The following is a 19,579-nucleotide window of genomic DNA, read 5'->3' as shown; positions in this document are numbered from 1 at the left end:
CAGTATTTAATTATTTAAAAAAACGTGATAAGTCTCCACGATTCAAAGGTATCGATTCATGTTGAGGTTTCTGAGTCGTATCAACTAACATCTGTTTTCTTAATTGCGTTGCTTCATCGTTAAATGCTTTCGTTTCATCTTTTATCATAATCTGTTTAATGCCTTTCATATTAAATCCCTTTTCAAGAAGATGTTTAATTGAAAGTAAGTTCTCTAAGTCATTTAAGGAAAACAATCTTTTGTTGCCTTCCGTTCTAGCTGGTGTTATCAATTTATGTGTTTCATAGTAACGAATTTGTCTTGGTGTAAGTTCTGATAACTTGCTAACAACACTCATTGGAAATACAGGCATGTTACGTCGAATTTTATCGTTATCCATCTCCTACATCTCCTTGACTTTAGAACTTATACATAAAATAGCATATCTCAAATGACATTTCAAAAATATGTAAGAAAACCTGACATGAGATCAAAAGCCATGTCAGGTCCACTATTCAGTCCTTTTAACTATAATTGGACGAGTCCTTGATCAATTAATTTTTCAACTGCTCGTATCACAGCGATTTTAACATGCTCATACGTTAAACCACCTTGAATGTAAGCCTCATACGGTGGACGAATGGGGCCATCTGCAGATAACTCAATGGACGAACCTTGTATAAATGTACCCGCAGCCATAATCACATCATCTTCATACCCTGGCATATAACTCGGTTGTGGACTAAAATGTGCATTAATCGGTGAAGCATGTTGTATACTTTGACAAAAGTCAATCATTTGTTCCTTGGTATCAAATGAAACTGTTTGTATTAAATCTGTTCTCGGCTCATCATATTTTGGTGAAGTCTGCATATTGAGTCGTTCTAGTAATAAACTGGTAAACAGTGCCCCTTTTAAACTCTGACTTACAACATGAGGGCTTAAAAAGAATCCTTGATACATTTCTTGTAATGTATTTAGCGATGCTCCTGCTTCTTTTCCAATACCTGGTGCTGTCAAACGATAACCACAACGTTCAATTAGATCTTGACGTCCTGCGATATATCCACCCATTTTAGCCAGTCCGCCTCCAGGATTTTTAATTAATGATCCTGCTATGACATCTGCCCCTACTTCAATGGGTTCACGTGTTTCAACAAACTCTCCATAACAATTATCTACAAAAATAATGACATTTGGATATTTACTTTTGATTTCCCTAATAAATAATTCTATTTCGCTTATCGAAATTGAAGGTCTTTGATCATATCCTTTTGAACGTTGAATGGCGATTACCTTTGTTGACTCATCTATTGCTTGGAGCACGCCATCAGTATCAATATGCCCTTCTTTAAGCGACACATCACGATAATGAATACCGTATTCTTTTAAACTTTCAATCCCATTACCATTGACCCCTATTACCTCTAGTAAGGTGTCGTATGGACTCCCTGTAACGTATAATAATGTATCCCCGGGTTTTAAAAGACTTTGTAATGCCACTGTGATAGCATGTGTTCCTGAAATTATCTGCGATCTTACTAATGCATCTTCAGCTTTGAATGTCGCAGCGTAAACTGCTTCTAAATGGTCTCGTCCAAAGTCATCATAGCCATATCCAGTTGATCCTACTAAATCAGCCTCTGTAATTTTGACTTTATGAAATGCATCTAGTACACGAGCTTGGTTTTCAAATGCGCGTTTTTCAATTTCTTTAAAATATGGGTCTAATGTTTGTTCTACTTCGTCGATTAATTGCTGTAACTGTTCCATTCATCTGCTTCTTTCTATTTATTTTTGATACCCTTTAATGACATACGTTTCATCGTTTTCATTGAATTCTAACGTTTCAATTAATGTATTTTGCTTCAAATGATACAATTGATTCGATTCGTCACTTTGAAGTGTCGTTTCGTAATACTTGAGTTGCTTTTTGATTTGTTCAAATAAGAGTTGCTTCACAATATCTCTATCACTATCTACTCGCGATGACACGAACACTGATGGGACATTAGTGAAGGGTGCACTTTGTGAACTAAGATCTCTCTTATTAAAGATAACAACTTGTGGAATGTTATCCATGTTCAACTCTTTTACAATTTGATTAACTGTATCATATTGCGTTTTATATTCCTCGTTACTCGCATCAACCACGTGTAAAAGTAAGTCAGCTTGTTTGGCCTCTTCTAACGTTGATTTAAATGCTTCTATTAATGTAGTTGGTAATTTTTGTATAAAACCGACTGTATCTGAAATAATTAATTCAAATCCTCCACTTAGTTTTAGTTTACGTGTTTTAGGATCTAAAGTGGCAAAGAGTTGATCTTTTTCGTATGTTTTTGCATCAGTTAATTGATTAAACCATGAAGATTTTCCAGCATTTGTATAACCTATCATAGCAATTTGAAAAACTTGGTTGTGCTCTCGATGTTGACGGTAACGTTCTCTATGTGCACTTACATTTTTGAGCTTTCGCTTAATTTCATTCATCCGCGTTCTTATATGACGTCTATCTGTTTCAAGTTTGGTTTCACCAGGTCCTCTTGTACCAATCCCACCACCTAGGCGTGACAAGCTTTTACCATGTCCCATTAACCTCGGCAATAAGTAATCAAGTTGTGCAAATTCTACTTGAAGCTGGCCTTCTTTACTTTGTGCACGCATTGCAAATATTTCAAGAATGAGCTGTGTTCGATCAATAACCTTAATCCCTAATGAGGCATTTAAATTTTTAGATTGTGCTGTCGTCAATTCATCATTTGCGATTAAAACATCAATCTCATTGAAGTCGACAAAATCTTTAATCTCTTGTAACTTTCCTTTACCTACATAATATTTTTGATCAAATTGGTTTTTATTTTGTTGAAAGACACCGAGCACTTCTAATCGACATGTTTGTGCTAACGATTCTAATTCGCTCATAGTGCTTGTAAAATCATAGTCAGATTGAAGTAAGTCTACACCAACAAGAACCGCTCTTTCTCGTTGCTCCTTTGTCGTATGTAATTCTTTTTTCATATTTTCACCACGCTACTTTATATACGTATCTCACCGTATTTTATCATACGTTATCATTTGAGACTAATACATTTCAATATGATATAGTGGTATTAAAGAGGTGAATAACATGCATTTATATGATATCGAGGTTACTAAAGCTGACGGAACGACCTATCCGTTATCTGATTATAAAGGTCAAGTATTATTAATTGTGAATACTGCTAGTGAGTGTGGCTTCACGCCACAATTTGAAGATTTACAAGCATTATATGAATCTTATCACGATCAAGGATTTACCATCTTAGGCTTTCCTTGTAATCAATTTGGAAAACAAGAGCCCGGTACAGGACTAGAAGCTGAAACAAACTGTAAACTCAACTATGGTGTAACATTTCCAATGCATCAAAAAATCGATGTTAATGGTGATAATGCACATCCATTATTTCAGTACTTAAAAGAACATCAAACAGGCATGTTAGGACATCAAATTAAATGGAATTTTACTAAATTTTTAGTTGATCGTGAAGGACATATCGTAAAACGGTTTGCACCTCAAAAATCACCTTCAAGTATCAGCAATAAAATCGAAGCATTGCTCTAATTAATAAAACAGTACGCACTTAAGATTTTAAAGTACGTACTGTTTTTGACTAATTAGGATTTAGTTCGTTACAACAATGATATACCAACCCATTTGAATTGGAAAAAGTATTTGGTGTTATTTTCAACTTTTTAATACATCATTTTTTAAGAGTTTGATGTTCCTTCTAAGAAAGTACTAATCGCATGTTTGTAAATTAAATGATGTTTTCCTTGTGAAAAAAAGTCAATAACAATGTTGTCGTAATCTTCTATTTTTCCTCTTAATTGAAATCCATTCGTTAAAAATACTGTGATTTCTTTCTCCTCATTTTTAAAGTTTTCTAAGTATTTGTCTTGAATGTTATGATTCTCAACCATTTTAATTGCTCCTTTTATTTATTCGGGTTGTGAGCTCAGATAGCATTGAAGCAAGTGACATCTTCTCTCTATCTAACCAATGAACATTAAGTTGATTTTTAAACCACGTCAATTGGCGTTTAGCATAACGACGTGAATTTTGCTTGAGTTTTTCGATAGCAACATCAAGCTCCATTTCACCATTTACAACGGGAACAAGTTCTTTGTAACCAATAGCTTGCATACTTTGACACGTTTCATAACCTAATTCAATAAGTTGTTGCACTTCATTCAATAAACCTTGAGACAACATAATATCAACGCGATTATTTATTCTGTCATACAATGTATCGCGCGACATTTCTATCCCTATTAATAATGTATCATAATTTTCAGTCAATTGGGTACTTTTCTTTCGATTACTTAAAATTTTTTTTGTCTTTAAATAGTATTCAATCGCTCTCAAGACTCGCTGACGGTTATTTGGATGTATGTCATCACTTGATTGTGGATCAAATGTTCTTAAATATTGGTGAAGTTCAAGATTTGAATATCGTTCAAACTTCTCCATTTGTTGTGCAACTCTAGCTTCGTGTTCTTTTGATATTTGCTCTTTTTCAAATGCATAATCATAAATGACAGATTGAATGTATAAGCCTGTACCTCCTACAATAATAGGTACTTTGCCTCTAGATGTAATCTCATCAATTAAAACTTTTGCACGTCGTTGAAAATCATAGGCAGAAAAAGATACATCTGGCTCTAATATATCTATAAGATGATGAGGAATCCCTTCCATCTCTTCTGATGTAATTTTAGCTGTTCCTATATCCATATTTCTATATACTTGCATAGAATCTCCGCTTATAATCTCACCATCAACTTGCTTTGCCAATTCAATACTTAATTCTGTTTTACCACTAGCTGTAGGTCCTACAATGACGACTAAAAAAGGTTTATTTCCTTTCACACAATCACTCACTTTTATTTTTTGTTATAATTTGACGACTTATCCAGTCTAACATATGTTTCCATACATACTCATAATCTTTTTCAAATAAAATTTCATGTCTTTTATATGCGTATAGTTGCACTGTGATATGATGAATACCACCTTGCTTGAATTTTTGACCGAGCTGACGTACTCCTTTTCCATTATGACCAAAAGCGTCTTCTTTACCTGCTACTAACAAAATCGGCACACTTGGATGAATAGATTTGATATTTTGGATACGTGCTGTTTGTATCATTGATTGCGTGACTGTATAGATAAGTTGATTAGACACGAGAAACCCAGAATATGGATCATTGACGTATGCATCAACTTGTTCTTCAACAGAACTAATCCAATCACTTTGTGTACGTAGCGGTTTAAAAGACTTATTAAACTGCCCAATCATCAATTGATTTAGCCATTTGAGTTTACGCTTTTTACCAAATAATAACGTGATTATTTTAAGTAAAAATAATGTAGGATAACCTTTCCAAATTGGGTATATGCCTGTGCCTGATAAAATAACACCTTCTACTTTATCAGAATGCCTTTGCAAATAATGTCGTGCAATGATTGACCCCATTGAATGCCCTAAAATGATATAAGGTAAATGCTTACCCAGTTGAGAATGATAAGTGTCTTGAATTTCATAGGCATCTTGAACGACTTGAACAATCGAGTCAAAGTGACCACGTATTGTATCAATTTCTTTACCATGCCCTCTATGATTGTGACGTACCACATGATAACCTTGATTGACCAGTGCTTCCGCAAGCTGATCATAACGATCCATATGTTCTGCCATACCGTGAAAAATATGTATAATTCCTACTGCTTCATAATGTGCTTGATTAACACGCGTTTCAAGCATTGTTCCATCTGATACAGCCATTTTCACGATTTCACTCTTTCCCATTGCGACACACCTTCCTTGAAACAATTTAATTTAACTTTACCACATGTCAGTAATCTACACACATACAATTCATTAACAGTTAAGCAATATATTTAACAGTTAGGATACCATTTCAATTCATTACTCCTTTACATTAACAGTTGAGCAATTAAAAACAACATATAGGCACCTTTGAGGATAAAAAGAGACTAAGGCATCAATCCCAAAATAAATAGCGCTAAGATGATTTTTAATAAAAATGCGTCTAGCGCTTCCTTTTTTGATAAAACTTAGTATGATATAACTTCATTTATGCATGTTACTATTATACATAAAAAAATAAGACCTTTTCGTATCATTTAATTAATCATCTAGCTAAAGGAAAAACTTCGAGATTTTTCGTAAATACTTACCGAAAACCTCGAAGTTTTTCAATTACTGATATATATCAGATTCTTTTATAGACTATCGTTTAACTTTACTTTTATGCTTCTGCTGGTTGATGTTGCCCATGTCTAGCTTCTTGAATTGCTTTTTCAAGTTCTGCTTTATAAGCATCTTTCGTATGCTCATCATAGCCAATCAAATCAGCCAGTACTTCAGAAACTGTGTCTTTATATTTCAACACATAATCAATATCAAAATAAAGGGCACCTGTTCGTCTAATAAAGAAATCAGTAGGTTTAATGACTAATTCATTTTGAACGCCATATACGAGCTCAATGTATACGTCTGTTGGCAATCCAGTATTTTGATGTTTAGCAGCTTGTGCTATTTCAAATAATTTGTCTACGTTTGAACCATAACGATTAGCTAAATAATGTGCTAATTTCTCATCAATATTTAATGATTTTGCTTCTTTCACTTTTTGATTTACAAAGTTTTCGAAGTTTGCGCTACCGCCTACATCACCACCAGAAATTGGGATATGTTTAGTGTCAACTTCTTTAAATTTAAGTTTGTATTCTTGTTTTAAACGTTTTTCTACTAAGTTTACAATTTCTAACGCCATATGACGATAACCTGTTAACTTACCACCTGCAATAGTAAGTAGACCTGATTTTCCTTCCCAAACTTCATCTTTTCTTGAGATTTCAGATGGATCTTTTCCCTCTTCAAGGATTAATGGACGAACACCAGCCCAAGTAGACTCAATATCACTATCTGTAACATTGACAGTCGGGAACATATAATTAATTGCGTCAATAAGATAATCACGATCTTCTTGGTTTACTAATGGTGTTGATTTTTCATTATTATAAAATGTATCTGTCGTTCCAACATATGCTTTACCTTCTCTTGGTATAGCAAAAATCATACGACCATCATCTTTAGTATCAAAATAGACTGCTTGTCGTAACGGGAATTTAGATTGATCAATAACGACATGAACCCCTTTAGTTAAACGTAATTGCTTGTTATTTTTAGAATAATCTGCACTGCGCACTTCATCTACCCATGGGCCTGAAGCATTGATGACTTTTTTAGCACGGATTTCGAATTGCTCATTACCTAAGCGATCAATAACAGAGACACCGTTGACTTTTGATTTACCATCGTATAAAAAGTTAGTGACTTTTGCATAATTGATAATATCTGCACCTTGATCAGCTGCTTTTTTCATGACTTCAATCGTTAAACGTGCATCATCAGTACGGTATTCTACATAGTAACCGCCACCTTTTAATCCGTCTTGTTTTACAAGTGGTTCTTTTGCAGTTGTTTCTTTTTTACTTAACATTTTTTTACGTTCAGATTTTTTGACACCTGCAAGTCGGTCATACATTGCTAAACCGATTGATGTAGAGAACTTGCCAAACGTTCCACCTTTGTGCATTGGTAGTAACATCCATTCTGGTGTCGTAACATGTGGTCCATTTTCATATACGATAGCACGTTCTTTACCTGTTTCAGCCACAACACCTACTTGAAATTGTTTCAAGTAACGTAAACCACCGTGCACAAGTTTAGTCGAACGTGAACTTGTTCCTTGTGCAAAGTCTTGCATTTCCACTAAAGCAACTTTCATGCCACGTGCAGATGCATCAAGTGCGATACCCGCCCCAGTAATACCGCCTCCGACAATCACAACATCATATTCACCTTGTTGCATTTTTTCTTTTACTGAATTACGTTTTAAAGTTGATAAACTCATTCAATCATCAGCCTCCTAATATTAAAAAATGAGAGACTACGCCCACAAACTTATAAAAGTTGGTATGAACAAGTCTCCCATGATCTCGAGTGGTTTTATTAACTTAATTTCAGTATACCACACCACTTATGCTTCGTCTAACTTGAAAACTTGTGTTGCTTCTACTGCCTTTTTCCAGCCTTTGTATAATTTAGTTCTTTCGTCATCCGTCATATCTGGGTCAAATGACTTTTCTAACTTCCAATTTTTCTGGATGTCTGATTTATCTTTCCAGAAACCAATTGCGATACCTGCTAAATATGCAGCACCTAACGCTGTCGTTTCATTAATTTCTGGGCGTTCTACAGTGATATCAACTAAATCTGCTTGAAACTGCATTAAGAAGTTGTTTTTAACTGCTCCACCATCTACACGTAAATTGTTAACTTTAATACCTGAATCTTGTTCCATTGCTTCTAATACATCACGCGTTTGATAACATAAAGACTCTAAAGTCGCTCGAATAAAATGCTCTTTTTCTGTACCACGTGTTAAGCCAAATATTGCTCCTCTTGCATCAGAGTCCCAATAAGGTGTTCCTAATCCTACAAATGCTGGCACTACATAGACACCTTCAGTTGAGTCCACTCTTTTAGCATAGTCTTCTGATTGCGGCGCTGAGTTAATCATACGCATGCCATCACGTAACCACTGAATAGCTGAACCCGATACAAAAATAGAACCTTCTAATGCATAAAGTACTTTGCCATCAATACCATAGGCAATTGTCGTTAATAAACCATTTTCAGAAGTTACAGCTTCCTCACCTGTATTCATTAACATAAATCCACCTGTACCATATGTGTTTTTCACGTCTCCACGTTCAAAGCATGCTTGACCAAACAATGCTGCTTGTTGGTCTCCGGCAACACCAGCAATAGGTACCTCTTGACCAAAGAAGTGATAGTCTACAGTATGACAGTATATTTCACTTGATGGTCTTACTTCTGGCAAGATTGCTTCAGGTACATCTAATAACTCTAGTAATTCTTTGTCCCATTCAAGATCATGAATATTGTACATCAACGTACGGCTAGCATTACTATAATCAGTAATATGCGCTTTTCCGCCTGATAATTTCCATACGAGCCATGAATCAATAGTACCGAAAAGGATATCTCCTTTTTCAGCTTTTTCACGCGCGCCTTCCACTTCATCTAAAATCCACTTTACTTTTGTACCTGCAAAATATGGATCTAATAATAAACCTGTTTTTTGGTGGAACGTTTTTTCATGTCCTGCTGCTTTTAATGCGTCGCAAATTTGTTGCGTTTGTCGTGACTGCCAAACAATTGCATGGTAAATTGGACGCCCTGTGTTTTTATCCCATAATACAGTTGTTTCACGTTGGTTTGTAATACCAATCCCTGCAATTTGAGACGCTGATACATTATTTTCATTTAAAACTGAAGCGATTACTGATAAAACTGATGTCCAAATTTCATTTGCATCATGCTCTACCCAACCTGCTTTTGGAAAATATTGTTGAAATTCACGTTGAGCCACACCTTCTATTGTTCCATCTTCATTAAATAAAATGGCTCTGGAACTTGTTGTACCTTGGTCAATAGATAAAATGTATTTTCCCATAATTAAAATTCTCCTCTCAATTCCTTGTTGTCTCGTTTCTTAAATAGTGCTTAACTCTACCCATAATGTATATCGATTAATCTTTTTTCATTTATCACATTAAAAGATTTTTGCAATATCCCCGTTTTTTGATTTTCGGTTCATTATCATACCAAACAGTAACGTTAAAATCGTTACAATAATAGTTGCAATTGTCCAAATATCGAATGTCCCTTTAAAAACAAGACGATATAGAACTGTACCAATCATACCACCTACCAGAGGACCTAAAATAGGCACTATAGCATATGACCATCCGCTTGGTCCTTTACCCGGAATAGGTAAAATAGCATGTGCGATACGTGGACCTAAATCACGAGCAGGGTTGATAGCATAACCCGTTGTCCCACCTAAACTTAAACCAATAGCAACAATTAAAGCACCTACTATGAGTGGATTAAGTCCATCAGTAAATTTATTTGAACCAATAAATAATAAACCTGCCGTTAATACAGCTGTTCCGATAATTTCAGAGATAAAGTTTGCAGTATAGTTTTTGAGTGCCGGTCCAGTAGAAAAAATAGCTAATTTAGCACCTTTATCTTCAGTTTCACGCCAATGTGGTAAGTACATGAGCCATGTGAGTACACCACCCACAATACCACCTAATATTTGCGCAATAATATAACCAGGAACTTGATTCCATGGAAAATCACCATTGATCGCAAATGAAAATGTAACTGCCGGATTTAAATGCGCGCCTGAAAATTGTCCTACAGCATACACACCTAGTGTAACAGCCAATCCCCAACCGATTGCTATTACAATCCAATCAGCACCATTGGCATATGTTTTCTTCAAATTTACATTTGCTACAACGCCACCACCCATAAGCAATAAAAGCGCAGTACCAAAAAATTCAGCTAAATAGACATTCATTAACATTCCTCCCTTTAGTAAAAAAGAGACCCCATAAACGCATTAAAATTCGAAAAATAATACGTGTAGAAGTCTCCCATTCTCTCGTCTACTATTAACTTGTTTTTTATATTACACTCGACTGAAAACGTTGTCAATATATTACCTTCATTTCAAAAAACGTTTTCATTAATTACTTTTTTATTTTATCAAACTGACTCATATTCTAAATAGAACTTATGATTATGCCATATTATAAATATCACTTTTATTTTACTGCAGGTTCTTCAATATAAAGGGCTACTGGTGCTATTGAAATTTTAGCTTTAATCCCATACGGTAATGTACATTTGGGCTCATTATGTCCAAAACTGGCGTTACCGATAACCGGCATAGTCTCTAAGTCAAATTCCTTTAAAATTTTCACAATACTCATATGATATTCTCTTTGATACGTTCCATTTTGTGGTCGTCCTATAACCATGCCGTTTATTCTATGAAAAATGCCCATATAACCAAATGAACGCATTGTTTCCTCAAAAGACCATGGCTCTGTAATTACTTCTGACGTTTCAATAAAAAGTATCTTATCATTAAATTCGTTGATATCTGGAAAATAAGGTGTTCCTCGTAACTTGTCCAATGATTCAAAACATCCCCCAATAAGAGGCCCTGATGCGGGTTGATTACCTTGTATCAAAACGTAATTTGAATTGAGCGTTTTTTCACGTTCTATATCTTTTAAAGATTCTTCCCATCTCAGTCCAAAACGACGGGTGTATGGTGATGTCTCAATATATCCCAATGCACGAACATCACCTATTAATCGAAACAAATAATCAAGTGTATATCGATCAAGCGCTACATTCTCAGCAAAATCAGTTAATAAAGCAGGTCCATAAAATGTGACAAGTCCAAGGGTATTGAAATAAAGATGAAGTGCAGTGATATCGGAATAGCCTATAAAAATTTTGGGGTTTTCTCGAATTGTTGTCTCATTCAGATATGGTATAATACGCGCTGATTCATTGCCACCAATTGTACATAATATAGCTTTGACTTCTGGATCTAAGAAAGCGTCTGTAAGTTCTCTAGCACGCGCCTTAGGATGATGGTAATTCCATTCTTTATCTTTTAATGCATTAGGCATCACTTTTACGCGATATCCTAACTTTTTTAAATTATTAATCCCAATCTTCGAACGCCATCTCACATCTTTTTCACCGGCTAATCCCGATGACGGAGCAACAATGGCAATAAGGTCTCCTTGTTTTAAGTGCAAAGGCAAATTCATTTTAGTCACCTCCCTCAAATATTTACCACAATTGACGCACGCTTGTTGTAATATACGTTGCGCCATTGTCAATGGCATGTTGTACTTCTTCAGCAGTTTCAATTAATCCCCCTGCAATGACAGATACCCCTGTTTTAGCATGAATCTGGTGGATTACTTTATCTGCAATACCAGGTAATACTTCAACATAGTCTGGTTGAATACGTTCAATCAATTCGATACTTCGTTCAAGTGCATGGCTGTCTATAATAAATACCCTAAAGATTGTAATCACACCTAACGCTTTGGCTTTTTTGATGATTTTTGTTTTAGTTGATACGACACCTTTAGGTTTATATGTCTGAATAATATATTCTGCTGCAAACTCATCATGGCTCATTCCTTTAATCAAATCGATATGGACAAAGGGCTGCAATTGATTTTGTTTCATAAAATGCATCATTGACCTTAAATGACCTATGTGCGTATCCAACAAAACACAAGTTTCATAATCAGTTTTAGTGAGCTTTTCTAAATCTTTCATTGAACGAATCGCTGGTAAAATGTACGGTTTCATTTTAATCTCCTTTTAAAATAATAGCGCTTTGACTATTGGATACGTTTAAACAAACGTTCAATTTCATAATTGGTAAAGTTAATAATGATAGGTCTTCCATGAGGACAAGTGAATGGATCTGACATTTTACTGAGTTGATTAATTAAATCAGCCATTTCGTGATGCTTTAAATAATGGTTGGCTTTAATAGACTTTTTACAACTCATCATGATGGCTGCTTCTTCTCTAAACTTAGCGATATTTACCTTTTTATGTTCAAGTACATATTCAATTAAGTCTTTAATAATTTCTTCAACTTCCTCTTTCGGAAACCAGACTGGATAACTGCTGACTATATAGTCATGTGCACCAAATGGTTCTAGAAAAATACCTGCTTTGCTGAGTTCCTCTTTATATTGTTCGATAATATAATATTCATCTTTAGAGAAATTAAAAGTTAAAGGGATTAATAAACTTTGATTTTCGTTTTCCACTTCTCCTATTTTATCTCTAAAGTATTCATATTTTATTCTTTCTTGCGCGGCATGTTGATCAATAAGGTACATCCCCTCTTCATTTTGAGCGACAATATACGTCCCATGTACTTGACCTACCACTTCCATATAAGGTATACGACGTTGAGCTGTTGTATTTGTCTCTGTGACTTCTTCAGACAAGGAGGCTTGTTGATCTATCGCGTTCTCTGATAGAACTGACGCGTCAATACTATCATTAGACATTTCCTCTAATATTTCACGTTGAGCGTCTACATATGCATTATCGGCTGTGGTATTAGTAACACTGTCATCATTTGAAGTGTAATGATGCGATGGTTCATTTACTTGAGCTGATTGAACGCTATGACTATCCGAAACAGGATCTTGCTGTTCTTGACGTTGTTGTGCATCAAAACGCATCTTTTGTTGCTCAAATTGTTCGAGTACTTTTTGTGGCTGATATTTATTTTTGAAGTCATTTTGAGGAATGAGCACCTTATCTTTAAAAGCCTCTCTGATTTTTTCAACAATGAGCTGATAAAGCTGATCCTCTTTTGATAAACGCACTTCTAACTTAGTTGGATGTACATTAACATCGACTAATATGGGATCCATTTCAATATTTAAATATACAATAGGGAATCGCCCAATCATTAACAATGTATGATATCCTTCAACAACAGCCTTATTTAAAAGAAAGTTTTTAATATAGCGACCATTGATAAACAGTGAAATATAATGGCGATTACTACGCGTATGTTCAGGCTTAGCGACGAAACCTTCGATATGATAGTCACTTGTATCACCTTTTATATGAACTAAATCCTTAGCAACTTTCATACCATAAATTTCAGCCATCACTTCATTCGTTCGTCCAGAGCCGTTTGTACGCAAAATACCTTTATCGTCATTTGTTAAGGATATACGAATGTGTGGATGACTCATAGCCATTCTATTTACAATATCCGTAATTTTACCTAACTCTGTATATAAACTTTTGATGTATTTTAAGCGTGCAGGCGTATTATAAAATAATGACTCTACTTTGATATCAGTCCCTTGTCTCGCTTTAGCTGGTTTCTCTGACAAAATTTCACCATTTTCAGCGTACACTTCATATCCATTAATGCCGTCTGGAGATGTTTGCAATGTCACTTTGGCGACTGATGCGATACTTGCCAATGCTTCACCACGAAAGCCTAATGTGCGAATATGAAACAAATCTTCATCTTCTTTTAATTTACTCGTAGCATGACGATGAAATACGAGACCTAAATCTTCTTTTAATATGCCAGAGCCGTTATCTACAATTCGAATAGAACGGACACCCGATTCATAGGTTTCGATGTTAATTTCTGTTGCTCCAGCGTCAATACTGTTTTCCAGCAATTCTTTTACAACTGAACTTGGACGCTCAACCACTTCACCTGCTGCAATCTTATTTGCTAATGACGTTTTTAATTCTCTGATTTTTCCCACTGTCATCACCTTCTATTGTAATCTTTTTTGTAGTTCACTTAGCTTAACTAAGGCTTCAATTGGTGTCATTTGAGAAAGATTCATATGCTTAATTTCAATTTCAATCTCACTCTGTTTGACATCATGACTAAATAAATCTAATGTTGTTTGTTCAAAGTCGTTCGCTTTAGAGAATGGATCTGAAGTACTGATTACTTTTTCTGATGGCGCGTTACTCATAGGGTTTGATGTAGGTTGTGTGCCGTGATTCATTTCAAAATCATTGAGTATCACTTGTGCCCTTTCAATGACTTCATCTGGTAAATCTGCTAACTTTGCAACTTGAATCCCATAACTATGCGCGACTGCTCCTTCTTTCACTTTATGCAAAAAGATAAGTTCGCCTTGATGTTCATCCGCAGCAACATGAACATTTTTAAGTGTATCCACTGACTGTTCAAGTTCAGTCAACTCATGATAGTGTGTTGAGAACAGCGTTTTCGCTTGTGAAGTACTCGCGACATATTCAATCATCGCTTGTGCTAATGCCAATCCATCATACGTCGATGTACCGCGTCCAATCTCATCAAATATAATTAAACTATCCTGCGTAGCATATTTAAGCGCCTTTTGAGCTTCAAGCATTTCAACCATAAATGTACTTTTTCCAGATACGAGATCATCCGCAGCACCGATACGTGTGAAAATTTGATCAAAAATGGGTAATGTCGCTGATTGACAAGGTACGAAAGCTCCCATTTGAGCCATAATACTAATAATTGCCACTTGTCTCATGTATGTTGATTTACCGGACATATTAGGCCCTGTAATTAAATATATAGACGTATTTTCATTTAAATGGCAATCGTTTGGTACATAATCATTGTAATCCATTACTCTCTCAACGACTGGATGACGTGAATCAATGAGCTCTAGCGTTTTATCTTGACTAAATAAAGGACGTACATAATTATATCGTTGTGCAATTTCAGCAAAACTTTGTAAGCAATCTAGCTCTGATATCATTTTTGCCTGTTTTTGTAACCTTACTGTGAATGTTTTGACGTACTCTCGCAATTCAGTGAACAATTGATATTCTAATTCAATAGCGTTATCTTCAGCACCTAAAATGATAGCCTCTTTCTCTTTTAACTCATCCGTAATAAAACGTTCAGAATTGGATAATGTTTGTTTTCGTTCATATCCATAAGCATCTGCATCAAATTGGGCTAGATTGGCTCTTGTGATTTCAATGTAGTAACCAAAAACTTTGTTAAAGCTAATTTTTAAAGATTTAATTCCCGTTCTTTCTCGTTCTTTAGCTTGTAATTCAGCGAGCCACTGTTTCCCATTTTTTGAGGCATCTAAATATTCATCGAGTTTTTGATTAAATCCTGATTTGAATAATCCACCTTCCTTAACAGACAGTGGGGGTTCATCAACGAGACTATTTTGCAAAACATCTAATAAGTCATCCAATGGTTCTAGCGCGTTAAAATGCGCGATAGCATCGTGTGCAATCGATTGGAGCAATGATTTGATAGATGGTATCTGTGCAATCGAATGTTTAAGTTGCACTAAGTCTTTGGCATTCACATTACCGTAGCTCACACGACCAACAAGACGTTCGATATCATAAACTTCTGTTAAATAATCTCTTAATGTATCTCGTTCAATAAAATACTGCAAAAATTGATCTACCGCATCGTGACGCTTTGTGATTTCTGATTGTTGAATTAGAGGACGATCTATCCACTGTTTCAGACGTCTTGCACCCATAGGTGTTTTCGTTTGATCCATTAACCAAAGTAATGTGCCTTTTTTTGACTTTAACCTGATACTTTCAGTTAATTCAAGATTACGTTTGGCATAAAAATCCATCTTCATATAGTTTAACGCTTCATATACTTGAACCTTTTCAATATGAGATAAGTCTCTTTTTTGTGTTTCAAAAACATAATCTAATAAAATTTGAACTGCTCGATACATTAATGAATCTGAGACAGCATTGACTGAATAACTTTCATTCGAGATGTCAGATTTTACAGTTATTGTTTCCGTTATCATATTGAGTTGGCGCTTTAGGGAGTCAGTTAGTGGTTGATTCACAACAATTTCATTTGGTTTGATTGTTGTTATTTCATTGATTAAGGTGCTTTCATCATCAAAATGCGTGACTTTAAGTTCACCAGTAGATATATCACAATAACTTAATGCATATGTATCATCTTGAATAAAACTTAAAATATAGTTGTTTTGACTATCATCTACACCGCCTTTATCCATGACTGTGCCAGGTGTCACAATACGTACAACTTCCCTTTTAACCATACCTTTGACCTGTCTAGGGTCTTCCATTTGTTCGCATATCGCTACTTTATAGCCATTTTGAATTAATGTTTCAATGTATCGATCAGCAGAATGATATGGCACTCCTGCCATTGGAATAGGTTTTTCTTTCTTAGCATCTCGCTTAGTCAAAGTAATTTCTAAAACACGAGAAGCGGTGATGGCATCATCAAAAAATAATTCATAAAAATCTCCTAATCTAAAAAACAATAAAGCATCTTCATGACATGCTTTAATATTGAGATATTGTTTCATCATTGGCGTTACATTTGACATTTTCTCACAATCCTTCTCATTCTCTTTTTGAATGTATCTATTTTAACAAAATTTCTAAGTTACAACGAATGGTTGCTTATAACATTGTATACTTAGAAAATGAAAGCTTTTTAGTATATGTATAAATAAAGGCTGAAAGCGTCATAAAACATGAAAACTTTCAGCCCCGTCTAATATGTTAAGAATCACTTTGTTTTTGAATTGATTCTATCAATGATGCCACGCTTTTTGAGCAAAATAAGTAACAAATAGCTTACTGTAGCACCTATAAAACTTGAAACGATAAATACGGTCATTAACGGCTTGATTAAAAAATCATTCAGTTGTAATAACCAAGCGATAGGGATACATACCAAACTCCCAATGATACCTGTACCAACAACTTCACCGATTGCCGCAACAAATAAATGTCTGTTGACATAATAGAACAAGCTCCCGACTAATACGCCAATCATGCTCCCTGGAAATGCAAATATTGATCCTGTTCCGAACATCACGCGAATGAATGAGGATAAAAAAGCCTGAGCAAGTCCGAACCACGGTCCTAATAATACAATACTTAAAACATTGATAAAATGTTGAACTGGCGCCGCTTTGACGGGTCCAAAAGGAATGATAATAACCGTACTTAAAACAACGTTAAACGCAATAAATAAAGCCGTCAATGTTAATTTACGTCTATTCATCATTATCACTCCTTCTCTTCAACACGAATATTTTCCTGAAGTCTTTTGGACATAGTTTCTATTACCAATTGCAAGAAATCATTTGTTTCTTCCTGTGATTTACGAAACTGTGTCACGATAGGAATATCATCAATTTGATTTCGGATTGTCTCAATTGTTGCTTCAGAACGCTTATAAGCATTGGGTTTATTATAATTTTGAAAATTGACCGATTGCTTTTGTGATTGTTTGAGTGTATTCATATAGTTTGATATTTTTTTATTTTGATGAATTTGTTCTTCAATTCTCTGATATGTTTTGACAGTATCCAAATCTTGTATATGCTTTGCTAATTTAGATGTCGCACTCAAAATATCTTCACGTGTATAAGTCATTTATTTTGTCACCATTAATGATTCACTAACGCCAACAAACTCACCATTTAACGAGAATTGTTTCGCTTCAGTAATCTTTACATCGACAATTTGACCAATCACTTCATGCGGTGCACGGAAATTAACTAATTTATTCTTTTCAGTATACCCCGCAAGTACCTCATCGTCTTTTTTACTAGCACCTTCACATAACACACGTACTGTTTCACCTTCATAAGCCTTTAATGCTTCAGAAGAATACTGTGCTACTAATTGGTTCAAACGTTGAAGGCGTTCTTTTTTCACTTTTGTAGGTACATTATCTTTCATTTTAGCAGCTGGTGTGCCGTCACGTTGAGAATAAATGTAAGTATAAGCATGTTCAAATCCGACTTCTTCATATAATGAGAGTGTTTCTTCAAATTGTTCTTCTGTTTCATTCGGATAGCCTACAATAATATCAGTTGTCAGTGCAACATCAGGTATAGCCGCTTTAATGCGAGAAACAAGATCTAGGTAACTTTCACGAGAATATTTACGCCCCATAATTTTAAGTACTTGATTGTTACCTGATTGTACTGGCAAGTGAATATGCGGCACAATATTTCCGCCATTTGCAATGACTTCAATCATTCTGTCTGTAAAGTCCCATGGATGACTCGTCGTAAATCGAACGCGTGGAATATCAATTTTTGAGATATCTTCTAATAAATCTCCTAAACCGTACTCAATGTCTTCTAAGTCTTTACCATAAGCGTTAACATTCTGTCCTAACAATGTGATTTCTTGGTAACCTTTTCGTGCAAGTTCACGTACTTCATCAATAATATCTTGTGGGCGACGACTACGCTCTTTACCACGTGTAAACGGTACGATACAGTATGTACAAAATTTATCACAACCGTACATAATATTAACCCATGCTTTGATTTGACCGTCTCGTACTTTTGGTAAATTCTCAATGACGTCTCCTTCTTTAGACCAAACTTCGACGACCATTGCTTTTGATAAATATGCTTCTTCTAAAATTTGTGGCAAACGGTGAATATTATGCGTTCCAAAAATCATATCAACATTTTGATAAGACTTTAAAATTTTGTTGACAACTGATTCTTCTTGTGACATACATCCACAAACACCTATTAAACAATCAGGGCGTTCTTGTTTAATGTGTTTGAGATTACCGATTTCACCAAAAACTTTATTTTCAGCATTTTCTCGAATCGCACATGTATTTAATAAGATAACATCAGCAACATTGATGTCTTCTGTTGGTGTGTATCCTAATGCAGTAAAAATACCTGCCATGACTTCTGTATCATGTGCATTCATCTGACATCCATATGTTTTAATTAAAAATGTACGACCTTTTCCCATACCACGATATTTTTCGTCTATTTGAAAATCTCTATTGTATTCAACAGTTTCTTTACCACGTTTTTTGGCTTCTTTTAGACTTGGGGGCTGATAAACGTGTTCAAAATCAAAATATTTACTATAATCTTTTTCATCTTTATCTTTACGATTAGCTAAAACATCTATCGTCCCAGCTTTTCTTTGTTCTTCATTCACATACAAAACCCTTTCTGCCCATATATCATTAGTTCATTATATTAAAAAATGTACAAAAGTGCAAAGAAGCG

17 protein-coding genes are annotated in these 19,579 nt (G+C 35.0%); 1 reads left to right on the top strand and 16 read right to left on the bottom strand.

Annotated features, from left to right (window positions below; genetic code table 11):
• Positions 1-10: 10 nt before the first annotated feature.
• The 3 genes from C7J90_RS08350 to hflX all read right to left on the bottom strand — a co-directional run bounded on the left by C7J90_RS08350 (position 11) and on the right by hflX (position 2,997).
• Positions 11-379, bottom strand: coding sequence for a MerR family transcriptional regulator (locus C7J90_RS08350; protein WP_103209249.1), 369 nt, complete (start codon positions 377-379; stop codon positions 11-13).
• Positions 380-507: 128 nt separating this feature from the next.
• Entirely contained in the window at positions 508-1,752 is a 1,245-nt protein-coding gene (locus C7J90_RS08345; RefSeq protein WP_103209251.1) for a methionine gamma-lyase family protein, read from the bottom strand.
• Between the two features lie 18 nt (positions 1,753-1,770).
• Positions 1,771-2,997: a GTPase HflX gene (hflX, locus tag C7J90_RS08340; protein WP_103209253.1), complete on the bottom strand. Its 1,227-nt coding sequence runs from the start codon at positions 2,995-2,997 to the stop codon at positions 1,771-1,773.
• A 109-nt stretch (positions 2,998-3,106) separates the two neighbouring features.
• Between hflX and C7J90_RS08335 the strand changes: the two genes are divergently transcribed.
• Positions 3,107-3,580 carry a glutathione peroxidase gene (locus C7J90_RS08335; RefSeq protein ID WP_103209255.1) on the top strand — a complete coding sequence of 158 codons (474 nt, stop codon included), beginning with the start codon at positions 3,107-3,109 and terminating at the stop codon, positions 3,578-3,580.
• 146 nt (positions 3,581-3,726) lie between these two features.
• Here C7J90_RS08335 and hfq read toward each other — a convergent pair whose 3' ends face one another.
• The 13 genes from hfq to miaB form a co-directional block, all read right to left on the bottom strand.
• Complete coding sequence (gene hfq, locus C7J90_RS08330; RefSeq protein WP_103209257.1) at positions 3,727-3,939, bottom strand: RNA chaperone Hfq; 213 nt, start codon at positions 3,937-3,939, stop codon at positions 3,727-3,729.
• A 1-nt stretch (position 3,940) separates the two neighbouring features.
• The gene (gene miaA / locus C7J90_RS08325; protein ID WP_103209259.1) at positions 3,941-4,888 is read right to left on the bottom strand and encodes a tRNA (adenosine(37)-N6)-dimethylallyltransferase MiaA; all 948 of its coding nucleotides are present in this window, start codon (positions 4,886-4,888) and stop codon (positions 3,941-3,943) included.
• A 4-nt stretch (positions 4,889-4,892) separates the two neighbouring features.
• The gene (locus C7J90_RS08320; RefSeq protein ID WP_103209261.1) at positions 4,893-5,828 is read right to left on the bottom strand and encodes an alpha/beta fold hydrolase; all 936 of its coding nucleotides are present in this window, start codon (positions 5,826-5,828) and stop codon (positions 4,893-4,895) included.
• A gap of 463 nt (positions 5,829-6,291) precedes the next feature.
• Positions 6,292-7,962: a glycerol-3-phosphate dehydrogenase/oxidase gene (locus C7J90_RS08315; RefSeq protein ID WP_103209262.1), complete on the bottom strand. Its 1,671-nt coding sequence runs from the start codon at positions 7,960-7,962 to the stop codon at positions 6,292-6,294.
• Between the two features lie 126 nt (positions 7,963-8,088).
• Positions 8,089-9,591, bottom strand: coding sequence for a glycerol kinase GlpK (gene glpK / locus C7J90_RS08310; protein WP_103209264.1), 1,503 nt, complete (start codon positions 9,589-9,591; stop codon positions 8,089-8,091).
• A 99-nt stretch (positions 9,592-9,690) separates the two neighbouring features.
• Positions 9,691-10,509 carry an MIP/aquaporin family protein gene (locus C7J90_RS08305; RefSeq protein ID WP_103209266.1) on the bottom strand — a complete coding sequence of 273 codons (819 nt, stop codon included), beginning with the start codon at positions 10,507-10,509 and terminating at the stop codon, positions 9,691-9,693.
• Between the two features lie 247 nt (positions 10,510-10,756).
• The gene (locus tag C7J90_RS08300) at positions 10,757-11,782 is read right to left on the bottom strand and encodes a S66 family peptidase (RefSeq protein ID WP_103209268.1); all 1,026 of its coding nucleotides are present in this window, start codon (positions 11,780-11,782) and stop codon (positions 10,757-10,759) included.
• A 22-nt stretch (positions 11,783-11,804) separates the two neighbouring features.
• Positions 11,805-12,338: a glycerol-3-phosphate responsive antiterminator gene (locus tag C7J90_RS08295; protein ID WP_103209269.1), complete on the bottom strand. Its 534-nt coding sequence runs from the start codon at positions 12,336-12,338 to the stop codon at positions 11,805-11,807.
• Positions 12,339-12,370: 32 nt separating this feature from the next.
• Positions 12,371-14,293 (bottom strand): DNA mismatch repair endonuclease MutL, encoded by a 1,923-nt coding sequence (gene mutL / locus C7J90_RS08290; protein WP_103209271.1) that lies wholly within the window; start codon positions 14,291-14,293, stop codon positions 12,371-12,373.
• 12 nt (positions 14,294-14,305) lie between these two features.
• Positions 14,306-16,876 (bottom strand): DNA mismatch repair protein MutS, encoded by a 2,571-nt coding sequence (mutS, locus tag C7J90_RS08285; protein WP_425319624.1) that lies wholly within the window; start codon positions 16,874-16,876, stop codon positions 14,306-14,308.
• 206 nt (positions 16,877-17,082) lie between these two features.
• Entirely contained in the window at positions 17,083-17,583 is a 501-nt protein-coding gene (gene thiW / locus C7J90_RS08280) for an energy coupling factor transporter S component ThiW (RefSeq protein ID WP_103209275.1), read from the bottom strand.
• A gap of 5 nt (positions 17,584-17,588) precedes the next feature.
• Positions 17,589-17,957 (bottom strand): YlbF/YmcA family competence regulator, encoded by a 369-nt coding sequence (locus C7J90_RS08275; RefSeq protein WP_103209277.1) that lies wholly within the window; start codon positions 17,955-17,957, stop codon positions 17,589-17,591.
• Positions 17,958-19,508 (bottom strand): tRNA (N6-isopentenyl adenosine(37)-C2)-methylthiotransferase MiaB, encoded by a 1,551-nt coding sequence (gene miaB, locus C7J90_RS08270; protein WP_103209279.1) that lies wholly within the window; start codon positions 19,506-19,508, stop codon positions 17,958-17,960.
• Positions 19,509-19,579: the final 71 nt, after the last annotated feature.

Origin of the sequence: Staphylococcus felis, from assembly GCF_003012915.1 — a bacterium.
GTDB lineage: Bacteria > Bacillota > Bacilli > Staphylococcales > Staphylococcaceae > Staphylococcus > Staphylococcus felis.
This window is presented reverse-complemented; position numbering and strand designations above follow the sequence as displayed.